This window comes from Stenotrophomonas sp. YJH_SMC_105-26, assembly GCF_059368915.1.
In genome coordinates this window covers 256,256-278,087 of the sequence record NZ_JCAFSD010000002.1, presented here as the reverse complement: position 1 = coordinate 278,087, position 21,832 = coordinate 256,256, and the positions used below count along the sequence as shown (strand labels likewise).

Genomic DNA, 21,832 nt, shown 5'->3' with positions numbered 1-21,832 from the left:
TATCGCCGGGGCCGGGTACCGCTTAGAACCGGTAGCCCAAGCCCAGCATCACGCCGTTCCGGATCTGCCCGTCGCGGCGCTCACCCACGTAGTCGGCCATGATCGACAGGCGCTCGCTGGCGCGACTGGTCACGCCCACGTTCCAGGCCAGCACCTGCTCGCCCACGGCCTGGCTGCTGGCACCAAACACCAGGTCCGGGGCCGCAGCAAAACCGGTGCTGTAGCGCGCCTGTGAATCGCCCAGCTCCTTCTGCCAGGCCACGCGGGCACGCGGGGTGATGCGCTCGCCGTTGTTGCCCTCGAAGGTCTTGAACAGCTGCAGGCCGGCACCCACGCGGATGCTCTCCAGGCTGCCGCTGCGCCCCACCAGCGCGCCAGCGCCCTGCTCTTCGTTGAAGCGGGTGGCCGAGGTCCGCGCGTAATCCACCACCGGCAGCAGCGGCTGGATCACCAGTCCCTTGCCGGTGGTGAAGGAGAACGCGTGTTCGACCCGCGCCGAGATCGCGTCGTTGCTGTATCGGGCGCGCAGCGGCTGTTGCAGGCCATCGATGGCCGAAAGGCTGCGGCGGGTATCGTGGCGCAGGTCGGTGTAGCGCACGGCCGCCGACAGGTAGCCACGCGAATAGGTCGCATCCAGGTAGCCTCCCACATCCAGCGCGCGCACGTCGCCACTGAAACCGGAGCCATCGCTGGCCTTGGTCGACATGTCCGCGGCGGCCACGCTGACGCCGAGGGTGACGCGGTCATCGGCCACGTGCGTGTCGGCACCGACCACGATGCCGCCGATGTTATGGCTCAGGCCGGCCACGCCACCGTCGGCGTCGATGCGGCCATGGCTGGCGAAACCGCGCGCCCACAGGCCACGGCTGCCACCCGCCGCGCGGCTGTCGCCAGCAGCCTCGCCGGCCGGCTCGACCAGATGCATGGCCAGCTGGTTGAACAGGCTGCCATGGCGCATGCCCGGCTGCGCCGACACCGACTGCGCCGCCTGCGAGGCCAGGCCATCGGCATCGCCGCCACTGCGCATCGCCGCCTGGTGCTGCTGCACCACGTTGCCGATGCTGCCCAGCAGTGCATTGTCGGCCAGGCGCAGGCTGGCGTGTGCATCACCGCGCAGGGCGCCGGCCTGCTGTGCGATCACATCGCGGTCGGCGAACTGCAGTGCGCCGAGCAGCGACTTCAGGCCGCTGTCCTGGCGATCCGATGCGGCTGCCAGCGCGCGCCCCAGTCCATCGCCGGAGGTGCCGTTGGCAAACAGGCCCAGCTGATCGAAGCCCGGGTTGGCGGTCAGCCACAGCCCGTCGGCCGTCTGGTTGACGTTGAAGCTGAGCAGCGAATTGTGGCGCGGGCGGAATACTTCGCCCGCGGTGATGCTGGCGCTGTAGCCGGTGTCGCCCAGTCGCACGGCATCCTGGAAACCGCCCTGGTAGATCGGCCCTTCCACCAGATCGCGGCGGTAGCCGCCGGCATAGAAGCCCTGGGCGACGTTCAACGCCAGGTGTGCGCCCTGCGCGATCACCAGCGCCCCCTCTTCGGCCCCGCCATCGTAGAAGCTGCCGACGCGCAGGCGGCCACTGCCGGTGCCCCCGGCCTCGGTAACATCGAACAGCACCTGCCCGCCGGGCATGATGTTGACGTAGCCGTGGGTCACCAGATCACCGCCACGCGGCATCAGCGTGCCGAACACGCGCAGTCGGTTGAAGCCGTCTTCGCGCCAGGACGGGCCGGTGCCATCCAGCAACGCATCACTGTCGGTGCCGACCGATGCGATATCGCCATGGCCAACCACCACGCTGCCCGGCATCACCCGCAGCTCGGGGGTACGCAGCGCGCCGCCCTCCAGCGCGATGGTGCCGTTGTCGACCAGCATGAAATCGGCGCCGGTGGTTTCGGCGGTGCGCCAGGTGGCGCCATTGCTGACACGGATCACGCCCGCCGAACCTGCCAGGGTGGACGCATCCAGATCGGCCAGCCGCAACTGGCCGCGCAGCTCATCCTGGAGGTCGGGGTCGGCAAGCAGCTGCTGCAGCGACTGCGTGCCGATGCCGTTCGGCCCCCGCGTGGAGACGTTGTACAGGCTCACCGCGTAGTTGATGTAGGTGCTGGCCCAGTCGGTGTTCCAGCGCGCGAAATCGTCGTCGACGAAGGCCTGCAACTGGCGCGCGGTGCGCAGGTAGCCCGGATTGATGTCGCCGCTGACGTTGCTGGTCACATGCAGGGTGTCGCCCGGATCGCGATAGCCTGCCGTGTTGATGATGTTGTTGCCGCGGATGTCCTGGCCCGGGAACGACTCCAGCTTGCTGCCGCTGCCATCCGGATCGAAGGTGACCGATGTACCCGTGGTGCGCGCCGGGTCGCGGAACACCAGCAGGCCATTGGGCCGCACCACCTCATACATGGCCTTGTGCAGCAGGCCGGCATCCATGCCGCCGCCATAGTTGCCGGTGTAGATCTGGGTCATGCGCGGCGACGGTGCGTAGGTGATCCTGCCACCACTGCTGGCGGCATGGATCTGCACCGAATCGACCAGCGGCAGGTCGCCGCCGAGATAACGGTTGACGCCGCCGGACTGCATGATCGAGCAGGACGAAATGCAGTGGCCGGACACAATCGTGTCCAGGCCCTGGGTGCGGATCACCGCCTGCAGCCACTCGCCGGCGATCAGCGCGCCACCGTTGGACGTGCGCAGCACGACTTCGCGGATCGGGCGTCCTTCGGCCTGCGCCTTGGCCAGCAGCGCGGGCAGCGCCACCACATCGGCAACGGTTACGCCGCCGCTGAGGAAGACGCGATCGTCCTGCACGTGATAATTCATTGCCATGACGTCATCAACCGCCGCCATGGCGGTGATGCCCAGCAACGCTGCCAGGGCCAGGCTCAACTTCGAATGCTTCATGTGTTCTCTCTCTCCACCCGCAACGCACGGGTCGAAAGTTCAACGTCCGGACGGTGCGCCCTCCCCCAGTGCAGCGCCCCTCGAAACATGAACGCATTCACAATGGATTCGTGGGCCACGCACACTCTTCCCCATCCGGTCATCGTCGCGTAAAACTCGAAGACGTACCCGCCACCGACGTCCGAGGCCAGCCCTGTCCGCCCCCTCTCCTCTGATCCATCGCGCGCCGGACCTGTCCGCGCCGGCGGACGCGTTCATTGCGTTCGTGCGGGAGGAACGCGCGCCGTTGTGTGCGTTCCTGCGCACGCGCGGTGTCGGGCCGGAGGATGCCGAGGACATCGCGCAGGACTGCATGGAGCGGCTGATCCGCTATCGCGCGCACAGTGCCGACGAGCTGCGGCTGCTGCTGTATCGTATCGCCCGCAACCGCCTGGCAGACCGCGGCCGTTCGTCGCAGTCGCGGCCGCATCTGTCCCTCGCCGAACATGATGGCGGCAACGAGCCTTCCAGCACGTCGCCCGATCCATTGCGCCAGGCCGAGTCCGGGCAGATGCTGTCCCTGCTGCGGCAGGCCCTGTTCAAGCTGCCCGAGCGCGCGCGCGAGGTGTACCTGCTCAACCGGATCACCGGCATGAGCTACACGCAGATCGCGCGGCACTGTGGAATTACTGCCAAGACCGTGGAAAAACACATCGCCCGCGCCCTGCAGGGCCTGCGCCAGGAACTCGGAACGGATCCGCTGCACAACGACAGGGACAACGGATGAGTCACGCCAGGCCCAGGGAAGATACGCAGCTGTTCGAACGCGCCAGCGCCTGGGTGGCGCGGCTGGAGGCTCCGGACTGTACGCCGGGCGAGCGCGAGACGTTCGAGGACTGGTTGGCCGAGGACCCGGCCCATGTTACTGCCTGGGTCCAGGCCGAGACCCTGTTCCAGGAGGGCGAGGAACTGGCCGCCGACCCGTGGCTGCGCACCGCCGCGGCACGTGCGGCACGGCCGGCGCCGCGTCGCTGGCTGCCGGCAGTGGCCGCTGCCGCAGGCGTCTGCCTGGCCATCGGGATCGGCTGGATGATTGCCGTCGACGGCAACCCCACGCCGCTGCGCTATGCCAACGATTCCCACCAGCCCCGGCTGCAGACGCTGGCCGATGGCAGCGTGGCCACGCTGGATGCGGGCACCACCCTGCACGCCCGTTTCGGTTGGCGCCATCGCAACCTGGTGCTGGAACGTGGCCGCCTGCAGCTGCAGGTCGCACCGTCGGGCAAGGCCCTGCAGCTGCGCGCCGGCGACAGCACCATCCGCGACATCGGCACCACCTTCCAGGTGGAACGCCTGCATGATGGCCTGGTCGAAGTCGCACTGCTGGAAGGTGCGGTGGAAGTCAGCAGCGGGGGCACCCAGCACACCCTGGCGCCCGGCCAGCAACTGCAGGTACTGCCGTCGGGCCGCATCCAGCCCGGTCCGGCACTGTCGTCCAATGCCGCCGCTGAAGGCTGGCTGCAGGGACAGCTGGTGTTCGATGCCACACCGCTATCGATCGTGGTCGAACGCATGAACCGCTACGGCCACACGCCGCTGGTGATCGCCGATCCGGAGATCGCCAGCCTGGCGGTAAGCGGCACCTTCCGTGCCGGCGACGCGCAGGAACTGCTGTCGGCACTGGAACTGGGCTGGTCGGTGGCTGGCCAGACGCGACCGGATGGCGCGCTGGAACTGCGCCGCACGTACTGAGGAGGCCTGCGGTGATGGCAGTACCGGGCGCGCTGCAGGGGGGGCTGCTGCTCCGCACCCTGTTCTGCCTCGCGTTGGGCATCCCCGCGCTGCCGTCTGCCGCTGCGGCCGAGCAAGCGGGCACCCTGGAGGTCGATGTTGGCTCAGGCCCGCTGGCGCCGGCCCTGCAGCAATGGGCGCGACAGAGCGGCATTGCCCTGCTGTTCGATGCGCGTGAGCTGGATGGCCTGCGCACGGCCGGCACCCATGGCCACCGCGATGCGGCTGCGGCCCTGAAGGAACTGGTCGCGGGCATGCCGGTGAACATCCTGCGTACGCCTGCTGGCGGATTCGTCGTCCGCCGCACCCGCCCCGCGCCACCATCGCCACCGTCGGTCGCGGCACGCGCCACGCCCGCAGCACGTTCGCCACACAAATCCGCCGACGCGCCGCCGCAGGTGGAACTGGCGCCGATCCATGTCACCGGCAGCCGGCTGCCGCGCACCTCCGTGCAGACCACGCTGCCGGTCACCATCATCGACCGCGATGACATCCTGCGCAGCGGCTACGGCAGCCTGTTCGACCTGCTGCGGCACTTGCCGGGCATGAACGGCCACCCGGCGATGAGCACCTCGCGCAGTGGCGATTCGCAGTACCTGCCGGTGGGTGCGGCCACCACCACCAGCCTGGACGGCATGGGCCCGCGTGCGACCCTGTTCCTGGTCAATGGCCGGCGCCTGCCACGCTATCCCATGGTGTCGCTGGAACAGGGTGGGCTCACCGATCTTGGGGGAATTCCGCTCAGCTTCGTCGAACGCATCGAGCTGGTACGTGGCGGCGCCTCGGCCATCTATGGCGCCGACGCGATGTCCGGCGTGGTCAACATCATCCTGCGCGACCAGGCTGACGGCCCGGAAGCCATGCTGCAGACCGGCCTGAGCGGGCGCGGCGACGCTGGCCAGTATCGCGTGCAGGCGGCCACCGGCGGCGTGCGCGACGGAGGGGACCGCTGGTTCGCCGGCATCGACCTGCACCGCATCGACCACGTGGCCGGTGATCGCCGCCAATGGCATGCGGAAACCTCGCAGTACCTGATCGGCGCGTTCCGCGATGGACGCTACTGGCCGGCAGAACGCTGCGAAGGCCCATTGACGTGGCGCGATGGTGCCTGCTGGTTCGACAGCGCCCGACCGCGCTCGCTGCAACCGGCCTCGGATACCGCCTCGGCCTACCTGCGCTACCGGCATGAACGTGGCGAAGGTCGCTATGCCTACGCCGAGGCGCGGGCCAGCCACAACCGGCAACGCTTCGACCTTGGTCCAACCGCCGTTGCCATCGGCCTGTACGGGTTCACCTTCAACAGCGTGCTGCGCGAAGCTGGCAACGTGCGTCCGCATGTACGTGCCACCGACGCCGACGTCACCTTCGGCATTGGCCGCGACCAGGGCCGGCGCAGCTGGGATGCCGGCATCAGCGCACAGCGCAGCGATGTCAGCCTGTCCACGTCGGGCACCGTGCGCGCCGAGCCCCTGCTGCGGGTCGCCGAGACACTGGATTTCCTGCCCGGCTTCACCTCGTTGCCGGCGGGCGCGGCCGAGCAGTTGTTCCCGTCGATCCGCAATCGCGGGCGCACCGAGCAGTGGCAGGGCTGGTGGGGCATGCAGCGGGAGCTGATGCCATTGGCCGGCGGTGCTGCACAGCTGGCCACCGGCATCGACCTGCGCCAGGAGCGCTGGACCTCGCATCCCGACGCCCTGCTGAGCCAGGGTGACCTGGCGCTGGGCCTGCCGCAGGAGCAGCGCCACCTGGCGCGCCGCAGTGGCGGCGCCTACGCCGAACTCGGCCTGCCCCTGGCGTACACGCTGCGCATGGACCTGGCCGCACGCTGGGACCGCGACGGCGACTACCAGGCCTTTTCGCCCCGCGTGGGCGTGCGCTGGAGCCCCACGCCCCAGTGGTCCTTCCTGCTTGCCAGCGGGCGCGGCTATCGTGCGCCCAGCCTGTTCGAACAGCGGCGTCCCCCGGGCTACTTCGGTGCGATCGAGCTGCCGGCCTCCAGCGCCCTGCCCGACTGCGCGCAGAGCAGCGGCAACGGGCGCTGCAGCGTCACCGTGGACGTGGTGGAGAACGATGCGTTGAAGGCCGAGCGGTCGCGCAGCCATTCCCTGGCCGCGACCTGGACGCCGACCGATACGTTCTCGCTGTCACTCACCCACAACATCGTCGAACTGCGCAACGAGATCCTGGCCCTGCAACCGGCCGACGCGGTGTGGAACCCCGGCACCTGGGAGCTGGACGAGGACGGCCACCTGAGCAACCTGCGCCTGTCCTTCGACAACATCGGCCGCACCACCTCGCGCAACTTTGTACTGCGCGGGGAGTACCACATCGATACCGGCAACACCGGCCAGTGGCTGTTCTCGCTCGATGCGCTGAAGCAGCAGGAACTGCGCCGCGAACGTGGCCATGATGCAACGGTGGACCTGCGCGGCCATGTCACGCCGACGATGGCCGCCGTGCTGAACGTGCAGTGGCAGAACAGCAACTGGGACATCGCCCTGCGCGGCAACCAGGTGGGGCGCACGCGCGCCTGGCTGCCCGGTGCGGAATGCCCGGAGGAACAGCGCGAGCAGAACCACTGCATGAACCCCCGGCAGCTGCGCTGGAACCTGCATCTCGCACGACGCCTGGGGCCGCGCGTGGTCGCCGCGCTGGACGTGCACAACGTGCTCGACACGCAACCGGTGAACTATCTGGTCGGCAACGGTGGCCAGATGCCGGGGCTGGACGATCCGCTCGGCCGCTACTTCCTGCTGACCCTGCAGATCCGCTGAGCGTAGTACCCTACGCGCCCTGTTCCATCGGTTCCCCACCACCCCATGAAGGCCTATCTCTGGTTCTGGGGCGCGTTCCTGCTGTTCTTCGCGTTGCCCTTCCCCTGCATCCTCTATGTCGGCACGTCGTGGCCGGTGCAACTGGCCGACCGCAGCGCGCCATGGCTGGCCCTGCTGCTGCTCGCGCTGTCGGTGATCCTGTGGCTGGCCCTGCTGCTCGCCTTCCTGCACTACCTGCTGCTGGGCCCGCCGCGCGCACTGCATCGGGTGCGCACCATCCTGGCCGGCGGTGAGCCGCGCGACGCGTTGATCGAACAGGCCGAGCCGACCGGCGTGCACGTGCGCGGCTTCGCGCAGTGGAAGCTGCAACTGGGCTTCCAGAACCTGTCCGGCACGCCCATCAACGAACAGATGCTGGTGGTGGACAGCAAGCCGCAGCTGCAGCGTTTCGTGGCCGGCAAGCGTATCGAGGTACGCCTGAGCCGGATGCCGGGCGCGTTCCCCAACGTGGTGCTGGAGGGTGCCCAGCCTGAATTGGATGTCGCCAGCCTCTGGCGTCGTGGTGTCGGCGCAGCGATCGGCATCGTGGCGGTGGCCAGTGCCTATGTGGCCGCCTATCGGCTGCAGAGTGAGGGACTGGGCTGGACCTTCCTGTCGCTCGGTCATCCGCTGCTGGTGTGCCCGCTGGTGTTGTGCGGCTACGCGCTGGGCCTGCGCCTGCTCGGCCGGCTGCTGCAGGCCGACGCCCGCGGTGACGCGCTGAAGTATCGCGGCATCGGCGTGGATGCGAAGGTGCTGAAGCTGCGCCAGACCGGCACCTATCTCAACGAGCAGCCGCAGGTGGAGTTCCAGCTGGAATACATCGACCGCGAAGGTGGCGTGCAGCAGGTGAGCGTGCGCCGCTTCATCCCGTTGATCGAGCTGGCCAATCTTCCGCGCGAGCGGGTCACGCTGTTGTACGACCCGGAAGATCGCCGCAACGTTCGCCTGGAGGGTGTATGAAGCAACCGCCCTCGACCCGGCTGGTGTTCTCCGTGGTGTTGCTGGTGCTGGCCGGCGTCGCCGTGGCAGGCGGAGCCCTGCAGACGCTGGGCGAAACACTGGGCCATTCGGTGCAGGCCAACAGCGCAAGCGCGCCGATCGCCATGCCGCCAGCGCGCGAGAGGCCCGCTTCGCTCGCGCCGATGACCGAGCCGCGGTTGCCGCCGGTGCCCGAACGCAACAACCGGTTGTTCGATGCGGACTACCTGCTGGCCGCCCGCCAGGCACTGGAACAGATGCCTGCGCTGGCCGGGCACCGGCTGACGGTATTCCACAGCATCCACTTCTACGACGATGGCCGGATCAATCTGGACCTGGTGGATCCGCAGCAGCCGTCACGCGTGGACAGCTACCACTTCGAACGCGGCCAGTGGCGCAAGGGCGACCCGGTCAATCCGCAGCGCTTCGCGCCCACCATCACCCTGCGCCGCAGCAGCACGGCGCTGGCCAACATCGATTTCGAGGCGGTGCCGCGCGTGGCCCAGGCACTGCAGGCACAGCGCAACGCATTGATGGGCACTCCCGGTGAAGTCGGCCACGTCTATGTGATCGTGCGCAAGGGTGGCACTCTGGTCTGGCTGCCGGACGAGGTCGCCGGTGATCGCCAGTCCGCACGACTCTCTTTCGACGCACAAGGCCGTTCCGGCAACGCGACCCTCCGATAGTCAACGCGAAAAGGGGACGGAGGGGATTAAGTCGTTTGTGCCTTGGTGCCGTCTGCGACTTAATCCCCTCCGTCCCCTTTTTGCTGTTTCACGGAGCGGGCGATGGCGTACTGCGCGCCGTAGTAGGTGGACAGCACCAGCAGGCTGGCCAGTGGCAGGCCGCCGGCGAAGCGGTCCCAGGCCAGCAGCGAGTCGCTGGCGACGAACAGCAGCGCACCGGCGGCCGCCCAGCGGGAGCTGCTGGCATCCATTGCATCGGTGTGCGGTCGCCGCCACTGGCGTGCGAGCGCCAGGACCGCCATCGAGGCCAGCACCAGCACGTATGCCAGCACCGGAATGCGCATCGGTGCGGGCAGGTGCGGCCACAGACCAAGTACATTCAGTACAGCGAACGCGCCGAGCAGGACGCTGGCGGCAAGCAGGCCACGTCCGGCACGCAGGCCATCGCGGAAGGCGACGATGTAGCAGAGGTGCGCCAGCAGGAACGCCACCAGCCCTGGCACGAACGCATCCACCGGCAACATCAATGCGATGTCACCCACGCACGACAGCAGCATGCCAGCCAGGACCGCGCGCCGGTAGAACGGCTGCGCGGGATCACACACCCGCCAGGCGATGGCCGCGATCAGCAGCGTGGTGGTCGGCTTGGCCAGCCAGTGCAGCCAGCGCCCGTCACCGTCCAGGAACGCGCCGAGGATGGCGAGGATCGCCATCAGCAGGATCACGCCATCGCGGGCGCGCGGTTTCATCGCGCCTTCCACAGCTCCGCAAGGCGGTCAGGCCTGCCGGCGATACGCTCCAGCACCGGGTACTGCAGGCCACCGTGGTAGTCGATGTTCATCGCGTCGATGCGGTCGAACTGCTTCACCAACAGCACGATCGGCGCCTTATCCTTAGCCGCCGCAGCTACCGCATCCTTCAAGCGCTGGCTGCTGTACTCGCGTCCGCCAACGGCAATCACCTTCATGCCCGGCGCCAGGCCGGCGTTGAAGGCCGGGCTGTCCCAGATCACGTCGCCGACCGTACCGTTGTCGAGCACCGTCGCACCCAGCGAATACGCCAGCAATGCGGCCTTGGCGCGCTTCTCCTGCGCCTTGTAGGCATCGTTCGGCGTATCGCGGTAGGCCAGCTTCCAGCCCGCCAGCTCCAGGCCACCGGTCAACGCGCCGTGGCCGTCCAGGCGCCCGCGCAGGAACGTCTCCCAGTCATACGGCGCGATGCCGTTCAAGGTCGCGACCACGTCGTCGAAGGTGTACGGGTTGACGTCCCAGTCGCCGTTGCCGACGCCGAAGAACGCACGTGCGAAGTCATCCAGGCTACGCCGGTTGCCGCTCAGTTCGCGCAGCTTGCCCTCCACTTCCAGCCACAGCATCTGGCCGCCGGAGTAGTAGTCCTCGCTCATCTGATAGTTGCGGTAAGGCAGCGTGCGGCGCTGCGCGATGGTCGGGTCATTGGTGGTGTCCTGCAGCGGCCGCCAGGCCAGGCCCGGGCGACCACGGTCATAGGTCGCGGCCACGTTGGCCAGCATGTCGCGCGCCTGCGCGGTCGACCACAGCCCTGAACGCGCCGCCAGCACCTGGCCCCAGAACTGGGTCTGGCCTTCGTAGACCCACAGCAGGCTGTCGCCCATCGGCGTGTTGAAGTTGGCGGTGGCCAGATCGGCGCCGCGACGGTACTTGCCGTTCCAGGAATGGGTGTACTCGTGCGGCAGCAGATCGCGCATCCACGCGTTGTTGTCCCACTCGGTGAAGTAGGCCGGGTCGGCGCTGTTCTCACTGGAACGGTGATGCTCCAGGCCGATGCCGCCGAGGCGGTCCGTCAATGCCAGCAGGAACTCATAGTGGTTGTAGTGCCGCGCGCCGTAGAGCTTGTCGGCCTGCTGCACCAGCGCGCGGTGCATCGTGATCTGCGCCTCGCTCGGCTTCAGCGATTTGGCGTCGTCGGCAAACACGTTGAGGTGCACCGGCACCTTCGCGCCCGGATCGAGATCGATGCGCTGGTAGTGCTCGCCGGCAAACAAGGGCGAATCGACCAGATGGTCATAGGAGATCGGCTTGAACACCACGGTGTCACCGTCGCGGCGCGCGGTCTCCAATGCAGTGGCGAACGACCAGCCCTTGGGCAGGGTAACGCTGGCCTGCGCCTGCAGCTGGCGCGCGTCGATGCCGGCCGGATACAGCGAGTTGGCGTTCCACTGCAGGTTGAGCATTTCCGGGGTCATCACCACCCGGCCCTGGCTGCCGCCCTGCGAGGACAGGAAATCGAAGTGGGCGACGATCTCGCTGGCGCCCTCGGGCACGTTCACCTTGAACGCATAGACGTTGTACTGATCGCGCTGCCAGGCCAGCGGCTTGCCGTTGGCGGTCACGCGCAGGCCGGCCAGCTTGTCGATCGGGCCGGTGGGCGAATGGTTGCCGGGAATCCACTGCGGGTACAGCAGGGTCATCGGGCCGGGCTTGGCCGGCACGGTGGCGGTCACCTTGAAGATGCGCCGGGCCAGATCGCGCGCGTCCACATCGATGCGCAGCAGGCCGGGAGCTGCGGCGTTCGCCTGTGCCGGGGTCTGCGCCAGTGCAGGCGTGGCCGCCAGCGCGAACAGCAACGACATCGCCAGGGCTCGGGTCTTCATTGGGCAGGTTCCAGCAACAGTAGAGGTACGGATGCTAGGCCCCTAGGGCGTGCGGCCCCATGGCCGAAGGTCATGGAGGCTGCAGGATTTGGCGGTATCGAAGAAATGAAGCTTGCGCCGCAGCACCAAACGACAATATAAACGCAAGGTCAACCCCGCCAACAATAGTCGGACTTGACACCCGCAGGAACGTTATTGACGCAAGGAAACAGGGGGAAGTTAAACAATGAAATGGCAAGAAGTAGAAGTTGAATGCCGGAAAATCGCTGAGTCGGTGTGGGGGCAGCCAGCCAACCCCGAGAGAATTGCCGGCGTCAACTGCGATGCAGTTGTAAAATTCAAGAACAATTTCTGGATCCTGATTGAGGTATCGAAACAGGATGACCTGGCAAAATTGAGAGATGACATCTCAAAGTTGGCAGTTATGCGCCAATCACTTATGTCCAACGGCACATTCTCAGAGTGCTACTTCATTACAAGTGGAAGCCACCCATCTTTAGTCGAAACAGGAAAATCATGCAACGTTGAAGTCCACAGCCTACATAGCTTCGCATCCAAGTTCATTGGCTCGGAAAGATATCTTCAAGAGCGTGCTCGATCTCCGTTCGGAAGCGCAGTACACCCGGATACAGGTGACATTGACGGCAATGCGTATTCAAGCATTGACTACGTCAGCACCGCAGGGAAGAACTACTCTGTCAGTGAAGTCGCAATGGCGATTAGCCAGGGCAGGAAGGTTATCCTGATGGGAGAATTTGGCACTGGGAAGTCCAGGTGCCTGATGGAGGTGTTCAGAAACCTCTCGCAAGACAATCCAACATTCCCCCCCCGTGGCGATAAACCTTCGGGACAATTGGGGCTACAAGAAGTTCCATCACATCGTCGGGAACCACCTTGAATCCCTTGGACTAGGAGATTTCAACCAGACTCTCGTACGCAGCCTTAGGCGGGGAAACCACTCAATCCTTCTTGATGGCTTCGATGAAATAGGGTCGCAGTCCTGGTCTGGTGATGCCAAACGACTGACAGAGATAAGAAAGAGAAGCTTGGAGGGAGTTAGGGACCTGATCCTAGGCGCCCCGACTTCAGGAATTTTGATTACAGGAAGAGAGCATTACTTCTCTTCGCTTGACGAAATGGCGGAATGCCTGGGAATTGACCTTGGCAACGCTCTGGTGCTCAAGTGTCCAGAGGAGTTTTCAGAGCATCAACTCCAAAACTACATTAAAAGCAACACCTCCTTGGGATCCGTACCCGAATGGATGCCAAGAAAACCTTTAATCTGCCAATTACTAGCAAGGCTACCACCAAACGAAGTTGCTCGCCTTGAGCAAGCTGCGAATGGCGAACTTGAATTCTTCCAGGCAGTATTTGATGCAATCTGCACTCGCGAGACGAAGATAAATCCAGCCATTGTCAAGGACACACTGAAGAATATTCTCCTAGAACTCGCGCAACACACCCGAAGACTACCTGAAAGCGACGAAATAATATCTACAGATGAAATAAACCAGGCATTCTTCAGTGTCACCGGATATGCGCCAATCGATGAGTCGTCGATCCTGCTCCAGAGACTCCCCTATCTAGGTAGAACTGGAACAGGTGGTTCTGACAGAATGTTTATCGACAGCTACGCCAAGGACGGACTGCGTGGAATCGCCTTGTCAAAATCGATCCAAACATCGGACAAGAGTATCGCTCATCAAAAATGGCAACAACCTCTACATGAGCTTGGCTTGCGAATGCTTTCGATGATTTCAGGGGAAAGCCAATCTTTCGAGAAGCATGCCCGCTTCTGCGCCAACCACGGAAACAGCCAGGTCTCATGCGATTACATCGCGTCAAAGCTATTATCAGCTGGAGATACATGTGACTTCCAAGGATTCGAAGTAAATGATGGAAAAATTTCCATCCTCTCTTTCGCAGATACCGAAGTCAAAAATTTAACCGTTATTGGAGTCGAAATCGGCGACTTGGTGATAGAAAGCTTCACCTCTTCCAGCACAAAGATTCAAGATTGCACCATTGACGTCCTAAAGGGAGTCAGTTCTATCGACAAGCTTCCTGACATATTCCCAGGGTGCGTGATCGCGAAAGTCGACGCAACGATTAACAGTGCCCGCATAAGTGAACTTAAGCATAGCAACCCTCAAAAGACTCTACTTGCCCTGATCAAGAAGCTATTTTTCCAACCAGGTGCTGGGCGTCGAGAGGAGGCGCTTCTCAGAGGCACGGAACGTTATTGGGACAGAGTCGCAGCAGAGCAAACACTCCGCTACATGGAAAGCAACGGAATAATTTTTAGGGCCAAGGGCGACCACGGAACTCTCTACCTTCCTAAAAGAAAGCATGCGCGAAGAATGGCCAATGTAATGGAGATGCAGAGCAGCAGTGGTGACGCACTCTGGAATCTTGTCTCCTGAGCACTGAAGTCCAGGCTCAGTCCAACTGAGCCTGGAGCCCAGCAAACAGAATCCCGGCCAGCGGCGGTTGAATACTACAAGAGCGGATTTTGCGCTCGAATACCCAGCAAACTGGCAGCCCGGTCAGTCGACCAGGCGCAGGCGCAGTTCCTTCGGCAGCGCGAACACCATCGATTCCGGTTCGCCGTCCAGCTCGCCCACGCCGGTGGCGCCCAGCTCGGCCAGGCGCGCCAGCACGCCATCGACCAGCACCTGCGGCGCCGAGGCGCCGGCGGTCACGCCGATGTGCTGCTTGCCTGCCACCCATGCCGGGTCGATCTCGTGCGCACCATCGATCAGATACGACTCCACGCCTTCGCGGCGGGCCAGCTCGCTCAGACGGTTGGAGTTGGAGCTGTTCGGCGAACCGACCACCAGCACCAGGTCGCAGCGCTTGGCCAGGTCGCGCACAGCATCCTGGCGGTTCTGCGTGGCGTAGCAGATGTCGTCGTTCTTCGGGCCCTGCATCGCAGGGAACCGCTCGCGCAGCGCATCGATGATGCCGCGCGTGTCATCCACCGACAGCGTGGTCTGGGTGGTGTAGGCGAAGTTTTCCGGCTGGTTGATCTGCAGCGTCGCGACCTGCTCGACATCCTCGACCAGGTAGATCTGCCCGGTCCCGGCTTCGCGGTTCCACTGGCCCATGGTGCCTTCCACCTCCGGGTGACCGGCGTGGCCGATCAGCACCACGTCACGGCCGGCACGGCAGTGGCGGGCGACCTCGAAGTGGACCTTGGTCACCAGCGGGCAGGTGGCGTCGAACACCTTCAGGCCACGGCGCTCGGCTTCCTGGCGCACGGCTTGGGACACGCCATGCGCGCTGAAGATCACGGTGTTGTTGTCCGGAACCTCGTCGAGCTCTTCGACGAAGATCGCGCCGCGCTGCTTCAGGTCGTCGACCACGAAGCGGTTGTGCACCACTTCATGGCGGACATAGATGGGCGCGCCCAGCGTTTCGATCGCGCGCTTGACGATCTCGATCGCACGATCGACACCGGCACAGAAACCACGCGGGTTGGCGAGCAGCACATCCATCAGTTCAGTCTCCCGGCGGCAGCCGGCTTACGGTTTCGGGTTGGCATTATCCGCCTTTTTGGCGGACTTGCCGTCGAACAGGCCAAACAGGGCGATGCCGATGGCACCCACCACGATGGCCGAGTCGGCGATGTTGAACGAGGGCCAGGTGTAGCTGCCCACGTACCACTGGATGAAGTCGACCACGTGGCCGTGCACCTGGCGGTCGATCACGTTGCCGATGGCGCCGCCGATGATCAGCGCATACGGCACCGCGGCCTTCCAGTTGCCGCGGGCGGTGCCGCGCAGCCACCACGCCATCAGCCCGCTGATGGCGATCGCCAGCGCGGTGAAGAAGTACTTCTGCCAGCCACCGGCGTCGCTCAGGAAACTGAATGCCGCGCCGGTGTTGTAGGTGCGGTACCAGTTCCAGAAGCCGTCGATGACCACCACCGGCTGGAACTCCGGCAGGCTGGACAGCACCCAGGCCTTGGACCACTGGTCCAGGCCGATGATGGCCACCGACAGCAGCAGCCAGACCAGGGCGTTCGGATGCGGACGGGGCGCGGCCATCAGAACCAGCTCCGCACTTCGCCGGCGCCGGTCACGTTGCTCACGCAACGGCCGCACAGCTCGGGATGGTCGGCGTTGCTGCCGACGTCGGCGCGGTGGTGCCAGCAGCGCACGCACTTGGCCTTGGTGGTCGGCTGGGCGCTGACGAACACCTCGTCGGTGGTCGCCGGGCGCACCTGCACGTCGCCACTGATGAACAGGAAACGCAGTTCATCGGCCAGCGGCTGCCAGCGCGCGGCCTGTTCTTCGCTGGCGGCGATGGTGATCTCCGCTTCCAGCGCCGCACCGATCGCACCGTTGGCGCGCATCGGCTCGAGCACCTTGGCCACCTGCTCGCGCACGGCCAGCAGCTGGTCGAAGTCGGCGGCATTGAGCTGGGCATCGGCCGGCAACGGCGCCAGGCCGTCATACCAGGTGGTGAACAGCACGTGGCCGGCGCGTTCGCCCGGCAGGTAGCCCCACAGCTCGTCGGCGGTGAAGGTCAGGATCGGCGCCACCCAGCGGGTGAATGCTTCGGCGATGTGGTACATCGCGCTCTGGGCCGAACGGCGACCGTGCGAATCGGTCGGCATGGTGTACAGCCGGTCCTTGGTCACGTCCAGGTACAGCGAGCCCAGGTCCACGCTGCAGAAGTTCAGCAGCAGCTGCACGATCTCGGCCATGTTGTAGCCGTCGTAGGCCGCCTTGATCTTCTCCTGCAGCTCCCACGCGCGATGCACGATCCAGCGGTCCAGCGCGACCATCTGCTCGAGCGGCTGCAGGTGCAGCGCCGGGTCGAAACCGTCCAGGTTGCCGAGCAGGAAGCGCGCGGTGTTGCGCAGGCGGCGGTAGGCGTCGGCGTTGCGCTTGAGGATCTCCTGCGACAGCGACATCTCGTTGCTGTAGTCGGCCGAGGCGATCCACAGGCGCAGGATGTCCGCGCCCAGCTTGTTCATGATGTCCTGCGGCTCGATACCGTTGCCCAGCGACTTGGACATCTTGCGGCCGTGCTCGTCCACGGTGAAGCCGTGGGTCAGGCACTGCTTGTACGGGGCACGCTTGTCGATCGCCACGCCGGTCAGCAGCGAGGACTGGAACCAGCCGCGGTGCTGGTCGGACCCTTCCAGGTACAGGTCGGCCGGCTTGCCGAAGCCACGCGCGGCGAGCACGCCTTCATGGGTCACGCCCGAATCGAACCAGACGTCGAGGATGTCGGTGACCTTCTCGTAGTCGGCCGCGTCGGCACCGAGCAGTTCGGCGGCGTCCAGCGAGTACCACACGTCGATGCCCTCGGCTTCGACGCGGTCGGCGACCTGCTGCATCAGTTCCACCGAACGCGGATGGATCTCGCCGGTCTGGCGGTGGGTGAACAGTGCGATCGGCACGCCCCACGTGCGCTGGCGCGAGATGGTCCAGTCCGGGCGACCGTCGACCATGCTCTGGATGCGCGCCTTGCCCCAGGTCGGGAACCAGCCGACGGTGTCGATGGCGGCCAGCGCATCGTTGCGCAGGTTGGCCTTGTCCATCGAGATGAACCACTGCGGGGTGGCGCGGAACACCACCGGCGTCTTGTGGCGCCAGCAGTGCGGGTAGCTGTGGCGGATCGGATGGAACGCCAGCAGCGAACCGTTGTCGCGCAGCACGCCGACGATGGCCTCCTGCGCCTTCCACAGGTGCTGGCCCGCCAGCACCACGTCACCGGCCGGCGGGGTCGATTCCAGGTACACGCCGCGGCCGTCGATCGGAGTGACCTGGCCAGCGTTGTACTTGTCCAGCAGGCCGTACTTCTGGCTGACCACGAAGTCTTCCTGGCCGTGGCCGGGGGCGGTGTGCACCGCACCGGTACCGTCCTCGTCGGAGACGTGGTCGCCATTGAGCACCAGGATCTCGCGCTCCGGGTAGAACGGATGCGCCAGCAGCTGGTTTTCCAGCGCAGCGCCGGTGGTTTCACCGTGCAGCACCACTTCGTCCACGCCATAGCGCTGCAGCGCGCGCTCGGCCAGGGCCGCGGCCAGCACCAGCCAGCGGCGCTTGCCGTTGTGGGCCGGGCCTTCGGCCAGCACATAGTTGATCTCCGCGCCCAGCGACACCGCCAGCGAGGCCGGCAGCGTCCACGGCGTGGTGGTCCAGATCGGTACGGCCACTTCGACGTCGACCGGCACGCTCACGCCGAACGCCTGGCCGATGGCCTGCGCATCGCGTGCGGCGTAGGCGACGTCGATCGCCGGCGATTCCTTTTCCTGGTACTCGATCTCGGCCTCGGCCAGCGCCGAGCCACAGTCGAAGCACCAGTACACCGGCTTGGCGCCGCGGACCAGGTGGCCGTTGGCCACGACCTTGGCCAGCGCGCGGATCTCGTTGGCTTCGAAATCGAAGCTCAGGGTCTTGTACGGGTTGTCCCAGTCACCGGTCACGCCCAGGCGCTTGAAGTCCACGCGCTGGATGTTGATCTGCTCTTCGGCGAACTCGCGGCACTTCTGGCGGAATTCGACGGCGTCAAGCTTGGTGCCGACCTTGCCCCACTTCTTCTCGACCGCGATCTCGATCGGCAGGCCATGGCAGTCCCAGCCCGGCACGTAGGGCGCATCGAAGCCGGCCAGGTAGCGCGACTTGACGATGATGTCCTTCAGGATCTTGTTGACCGCGTGGCCCAGGTGGATGCGGCCGTTGGCGTATGGCGGGCCGTCATGCAGCACGAACAGCGGGCGGCCGGCGGCGTTGTCGCGCAGCTGCTGGTAGAGCCCCTGCTCTTCCCACCGCGCCAGAATGCCCGGCTCGCGCTTGGGCAGGTCGCCGCGCATCGGGAATTCGGTGGCTGGCAGGTTCAGGGTGGTCTTGTAGTCCTGGCTCACGCAGTGGCTCGCAATCTATGTTCGGAAAGGATGGCGCGCGCCTGTTCGGCGTCGCGGTGCATCTGGTCGGTCAGCGCCGCCAGATCATTGAATTTCTCTTCGTCGCGCAGCTTGGCGACGAACTCCACGTCGATGTGGCGGCCGTACAGGTCGCCCTGGAAATCGAACAGGTGGGCTTCCAGCAGCGGCTCCACGCCCTCCACCGTCGGCCGCGTACCGAAGCTGGACACCGAAGGCCAGGGCTGGTCGAACACGCCGTGCACCCAGGTCGCGTAGATGCCCGACAGTGCCGGGGTCTTCGGGAAGCGCAGGTTGGCGGTGGGGAAGCCCAGCGTACGGCCGAGCTGGCGCCCGCGCACCACCCGCCCGCTGATCGCGTAGGGGCGGCCGAGCAGGTCGTTGGCGCGGGCGAAATCGCCCTCCTGCAGCAGCTGGCGGATGCGGGTGCTGGAGATGCGCTCGCCATGCAGGTCCACCGCTTCGATCTCGCCCGCGGTGAAGCCGAGTTCGGCGCCCATCTCCTGCAGCAGTGCCAGATCACCGCGGCGGCGGTTGCCGAAGCAGAACTCGGGCCCGATCCACACTTCGCGGGCGCCCAGCCGGTGCACCAGCAACCGGCGCACGAAGGTCTCGGCCGGCATCGCCGCCATCGCCGCGTCGAAACGCAGCAGGCCGATCGCATCGACGCCGAGCTCGCGCAGGATCTCGACCTTGCTGCGCGCCAGGGTCAGCCGCGGCGGCGGCGTGCCCTGGGCGAAGAATTCACGCGGCAGCGGCTCGAATGCCACGGCCACTGCGGCCACGCCCAAGGCGCGCGCGCGGGCAACCGCGTGGCGGACCAGCGCACGATGGCCCAGGTGGAGGCCGTCGAATGCACCGATACAGACCACGCTTCCGTTGGGGAACAGCTCCCCGCCCTCGACGCTTCTGAACAGCCTGCTCATCAACTCTCGTTCCGGCCCGACCGGGGCCGCCGCTTCAATGGTGTAACCCTGAAGTATAGCCGCCACGGACCGCGATCAATGCCCGCGCAGGTCGCGCGGGCGGAAGCCCATCGCCAGCATGGCCACCACGTAGGTCGCGCCGCCGCCGCCGACCAGCAGCATCAGGCCACCGATACGGTGCCATTTGTCCATGCCGGTGAAGTCGGGGACCCAGTGCAGCAGGGCCAGCAGCACGCCGACCATGGCCACGCAGGCCACCCCCAGCCGCACCAGATAGCCGCCCCAGCCCGGCCGCCGCTGGTAGACGTCGGTCTTGCCCAGCCAGTACCAGAGCAGGCCCAGGTTCAGGTAACTGGACAGCGCACTGGCGATGCCCAGTGCCAGGTGCAGGCCCGGCTGCTTGCCGATCGCCGCCATCACGCCCTGCGCCTTCAGCGCGTCGGGCACCATCACCTGGTACAGCACGGCCAGCAGGGCGAAGTTGAACACCATGTTGGCCACCAGCGCGGCCACGCCGGCGCGCACCGGGGTCTTGGTGTCCTGGCGGGCGTAGAAGGCCGGCAACACCACCTTGAGCAGGGCGAACGCCGGCAGGCCGAAGCTCAGGCCGTACACCGACAGCGCGGTCATGCGGGTATCGAACGCGGTGAACTGGCGGTACTGGAACAGGGTGGCGATCAGCGGCTCGGCCAGCAGCACCAGGCCCAGCATCGCCGGCACGGAAATCAGCAGGGTCATGCGCAGGCCCCAGTCCAGCGAGCGCGAGAAGCCTTCGCGGTCGGTGCTGACGTGGTGGCGGGCCAGCGCCGGCAGGATCACCGTGCCCAGCGCCACGCCGAACACACCCAGCGGCAGCTCCAGGAAGCGATCGGCCAGCGACAGCCAGGACTGCGAGCCGTCGGTCAGCTTGGCCGCGATGAGGGTATCCAGCAGCAGGTTGATCTGCGCCACCGACGAACCGAACAGCGTCGGCACCATCAGCGTCAGCACCTTGCGCACCCCCGGATGGTTCCAGCCCCAGCGCGGCAGGGTCAGCAGGTTGATGCCCTTCAGCGAGGGCAGCTGGAACAGCAGCTGCAGGAGACCGGCCGCCAGCACCGCCCAGCCCAGCGCCAGGATCTGCTTCTCCGGGGTGCCGCCCAGCCGCGGCGCCAGCCACAGCGCACCGGCGATCATGCACAGGTTGAGGATGACCGGGGTCAGCGCCGGCATCGCGAAGCGCTGGAAGCTGTTCAGCGCACCGCCGGCCAGCGCGGTCAGCGACACGAACAGCAGGAACGGGAAGGTCAGGCGGAACAGGTCGACCAGCAGGGTCTGCTTGACCGGGTCGGTGTCAGCACCACTTGAGAATGCCACCGCCAGCTGCGGCGCGAAGATCAGCGCCAGGGCGGTGACCAGCATCAGCACCCCGCCCAGGGTGCCGGCGGTCCGGGACATCAGCTCACGCAGTTCGGCGTGGCTGCGGGTCTCCTTCACCTCGGTGAACACCGGCACGAAGGCGGTGGAGAAGGACCCCTCCGCGAACAACCGGCGCAGGAAATTGGGTATCCTGAAGGCAACCCAGAACGCATCGGTAACCGCATTGGTGCCGAACGTGGTAGTGATCACCTGATCCCGGACAAGTCCGAGAACCCGCGAGACCATGGTCATGCTGCTGAACGACAGCAGGCCCCGCAACATCTTCGGTGAACTCACTCAGCGTCCCTCTTGACAATCGACTTGACGTGCATTTCTCGGGCCATCATACTAGCTAGCTTGCTGTTCCCATAACACCGATTTTTTCAGGAAACCACCACCGTGGCCAATATCAAGTCCGCCAAGAAGCGCGCCAAGCAGACCGTCGTGCGCAACGCGCGCAACGTGGCTCAGCGCTCGATGCTGCGCACCGCTGTCAAGAAAGTGATCAAGGCGCTGGACGCCAACGATGCCGCCGGCGCCGAAGCCGCCTTCGCCGTTGCCCAGCCGATCCTGGATCGCTTCAGCGCGCGTGGCCTGATCCACAAGAACAAGGCTGCTCGCCACAAGAGCCGCCTGAACGACCGCATCAAGGCTCTCAAGGCCGCCTGATCCGGCGTTGCCGCCCTGCCCTTCGGGGTTGGGCAGCAGACAAAAGCCCGGCCCCGGCCGGGTTTTTTGTTGCCTGCGGTTCACCGGGATTGCCGGCCAGCGGCCGGCACTACCAAATGAAAAACCCGGCCGAAGCCGGGTTTTCCGCATGGAACCACAACGGCAT

Annotated in this window: 16 protein-coding genes; 8 read left to right on the top strand and 8 right to left on the bottom strand. The window is 65.8% G+C overall.

All coding sequences use genetic code 11. The features are described from left to right. Nucleotides 1–22: 22 nt before the first annotated feature. Nucleotides 23–2,896 (bottom strand): autotransporter domain-containing protein, encoded by a 2,874-nt coding sequence (locus tag AC5P7F_RS08225; protein ID WP_142234420.1) that lies wholly within the window; start codon nt 2,894–2,896, stop codon nt 23–25. A gap of 232 nt (nt 2,897–3,128) precedes the next feature. Between AC5P7F_RS08225 and AC5P7F_RS08220 the strand changes: the two genes are divergently transcribed. Genes AC5P7F_RS08220 through AC5P7F_RS08200 form a run of 5 tightly spaced genes read left to right on the top strand, consistent with a single transcriptional unit; the run spans nt 3,129 to nt 9,146 of the window. Beyond that, nucleotides 3,129–3,662, top strand: a complete 534-nt coding sequence (locus AC5P7F_RS08220; protein WP_075076110.1) for an RNA polymerase sigma factor — start codon at nt 3,129–3,131, stop codon at nt 3,660–3,662. Continuing rightward, nucleotides 3,659–4,627, top strand: coding sequence for a DUF4880 domain-containing protein (locus tag AC5P7F_RS08215; RefSeq protein WP_164077119.1), 969 nt, complete (start codon nt 3,659–3,661; stop codon nt 4,625–4,627). The genes AC5P7F_RS08220 and AC5P7F_RS08215 overlap by 4 nt, the downstream gene beginning before the upstream one ends. A gap of 14 nt (nt 4,628–4,641) precedes the next feature. Continuing rightward, nucleotides 4,642–7,440, top strand: a complete 2,799-nt coding sequence (locus tag AC5P7F_RS08210; protein WP_495204147.1) for a TonB-dependent receptor plug domain-containing protein — start codon at nt 4,642–4,644, stop codon at nt 7,438–7,440. 45 nt (nt 7,441–7,485) lie between these two features. Then, entirely contained in the window at nt 7,486–8,442 is a 957-nt protein-coding gene (locus tag AC5P7F_RS08205; protein ID WP_111206922.1) for a hypothetical protein, read from the top strand. Further along, complete coding sequence (locus tag AC5P7F_RS08200; RefSeq protein WP_049441217.1) at nt 8,439–9,146, top strand: hypothetical protein; 708 nt, start codon at nt 8,439–8,441, stop codon at nt 9,144–9,146. Before AC5P7F_RS08205 ends, AC5P7F_RS08200 begins: the two co-directional genes overlap by 4 nt. A gap of 59 nt (nt 9,147–9,205) precedes the next feature. Here the strand turns inward: AC5P7F_RS08200 and AC5P7F_RS08195 are convergent, their stop codons facing one another. Both AC5P7F_RS08195 and AC5P7F_RS08190 read right to left on the bottom strand, forming a co-directional pair. Continuing rightward, nucleotides 9,206–9,895 (bottom strand): lysoplasmalogenase family protein, encoded by a 690-nt coding sequence (locus AC5P7F_RS08195; protein ID WP_164077120.1) that lies wholly within the window; start codon nt 9,893–9,895, stop codon nt 9,206–9,208. Continuing rightward, nucleotides 9,892–11,775, bottom strand: coding sequence for a M61 family metallopeptidase (locus AC5P7F_RS08190; protein WP_164077121.1), 1,884 nt, complete (start codon nt 11,773–11,775; stop codon nt 9,892–9,894). Before AC5P7F_RS08190 ends, AC5P7F_RS08195 begins: the two co-directional genes overlap by 4 nt. 226 nt (nt 11,776–12,001) lie before the next feature. Here AC5P7F_RS08190 and AC5P7F_RS08185 point away from each other — a divergent pair, with 226 nt between their 5' ends. After that, the gene (locus AC5P7F_RS08185) at nt 12,002–12,673 is read left to right on the top strand and encodes a hypothetical protein (RefSeq protein ID WP_164077122.1); all 672 of its coding nucleotides are present in this window, start codon (nt 12,002–12,004) and stop codon (nt 12,671–12,673) included. Further along, the gene (locus AC5P7F_RS08180; RefSeq protein ID WP_164077123.1) at nt 12,606–14,198 is read left to right on the top strand and encodes a hypothetical protein; all 1,593 of its coding nucleotides are present in this window, start codon (nt 12,606–12,608) and stop codon (nt 14,196–14,198) included. The genes AC5P7F_RS08185 and AC5P7F_RS08180 overlap by 68 nt, the downstream gene beginning before the upstream one ends. A 123-nt stretch (nt 14,199–14,321) precedes the next feature. On the opposite strand, the gene ispH is transcribed toward AC5P7F_RS08180, so the two are convergent. From ispH to murJ, 5 genes are all read right to left on the bottom strand, one after another. After that, entirely contained in the window at nt 14,322–15,272 is a 951-nt protein-coding gene (gene ispH / locus AC5P7F_RS08175; protein ID WP_005408565.1) for a 4-hydroxy-3-methylbut-2-enyl diphosphate reductase, read from the bottom strand. A 27-nt stretch (nt 15,273–15,299) separates the two neighbouring features. Then, a complete protein-coding gene (gene lspA, locus AC5P7F_RS08170; protein ID WP_014646377.1) occupies nt 15,300–15,824 on the bottom strand; it encodes a signal peptidase II in 525 nt (174 codons plus the stop codon). Then, complete coding sequence (ileS, locus tag AC5P7F_RS08165; protein WP_134808625.1) at nt 15,824–18,655, bottom strand: isoleucine--tRNA ligase; 2,832 nt, start codon at nt 18,653–18,655, stop codon at nt 15,824–15,826. The genes lspA and ileS overlap by 1 nt, the downstream gene beginning before the upstream one ends. Continuing rightward, nucleotides 18,652–19,599, bottom strand: coding sequence for a bifunctional riboflavin kinase/FAD synthetase (locus AC5P7F_RS08160; protein ID WP_014646375.1), 948 nt, complete (start codon nt 19,597–19,599; stop codon nt 18,652–18,654). The genes ileS and AC5P7F_RS08160 overlap by 4 nt, the downstream gene beginning before the upstream one ends. A gap of 75 nt (nt 19,600–19,674) precedes the next feature. Next, nucleotides 19,675–21,279 (bottom strand): murein biosynthesis integral membrane protein MurJ, encoded by a 1,605-nt coding sequence (gene murJ, locus AC5P7F_RS08155; RefSeq protein WP_014646374.1) that lies wholly within the window; start codon nt 21,277–21,279, stop codon nt 19,675–19,677. A gap of 117 nt (nt 21,280–21,396) precedes the next feature. On the opposite strand from murJ, the gene rpsT reads away from it, so the two are divergent. Further along, nucleotides 21,397–21,666: a 30S ribosomal protein S20 gene (gene rpsT / locus AC5P7F_RS08150; protein WP_005408560.1), complete on the top strand. Its 270-nt coding sequence runs from the start codon at nt 21,397–21,399 to the stop codon at nt 21,664–21,666. Nucleotides 21,667–21,832: the final 166 nt, after the last annotated feature.

Excerpts from the sequence above, each read along its gene's own strand:
- AC5P7F_RS08225 (WP_142234420.1), bottom strand. The coding sequence starts at position 2,896 with ATGAAGCATTCGAAGTTGAGCCTGGCCCTGGCAGCGTTGCTGGGCATC.
- AC5P7F_RS08215 (WP_164077119.1), top strand. The coding sequence starts at position 3,659 with ATGAGTCACGCCAGGCCCAGGGAAGATACGCAGCTGTTCGAACGCGCC.
- AC5P7F_RS08210 (WP_495204147.1), top strand. The coding sequence starts at position 4,642 with ATGGCAGTACCGGGCGCGCTGCAGGGGGGGCTGCTGCTCCGCACCCTG.
- AC5P7F_RS08205 (WP_111206922.1), top strand. The coding sequence starts at position 7,486 with ATGAAGGCCTATCTCTGGTTCTGGGGCGCGTTCCTGCTGTTCTTCGCG.
- AC5P7F_RS08200 (WP_049441217.1), top strand. The coding sequence starts at position 8,439 with ATGAAGCAACCGCCCTCGACCCGGCTGGTGTTCTCCGTGGTGTTGCTG.
- AC5P7F_RS08195 (WP_164077120.1), bottom strand. The coding sequence starts at position 9,895 with ATGAAACCGCGCGCCCGCGATGGCGTGATCCTGCTGATGGCGATCCTC.
- AC5P7F_RS08190 (WP_164077121.1), bottom strand. The coding sequence starts at position 11,775 with ATGAAGACCCGAGCCCTGGCGATGTCGTTGCTGTTCGCGCTGGCGGCC.
- AC5P7F_RS08185 (WP_164077122.1), top strand. The coding sequence starts at position 12,002 with ATGAAATGGCAAGAAGTAGAAGTTGAATGCCGGAAAATCGCTGAGTCG.
- ispH (WP_005408565.1), bottom strand. The coding sequence starts at position 15,272 with ATGGATGTGCTGCTCGCCAACCCGCGTGGTTTCTGTGCCGGTGTCGAT.
- lspA (WP_014646377.1), bottom strand. The coding sequence starts at position 15,824 with ATGGCCGCGCCCCGTCCGCATCCGAACGCCCTGGTCTGGCTGCTGCTG.
- AC5P7F_RS08160 (WP_014646375.1), bottom strand. The coding sequence starts at position 19,599 with ATGAGCAGGCTGTTCAGAAGCGTCGAGGGCGGGGAGCTGTTCCCCAAC.
- murJ (WP_014646374.1), bottom strand. The coding sequence starts at position 21,279 with ATGTTGCGGGGCCTGCTGTCGTTCAGCAGCATGACCATGGTCTCGCGG.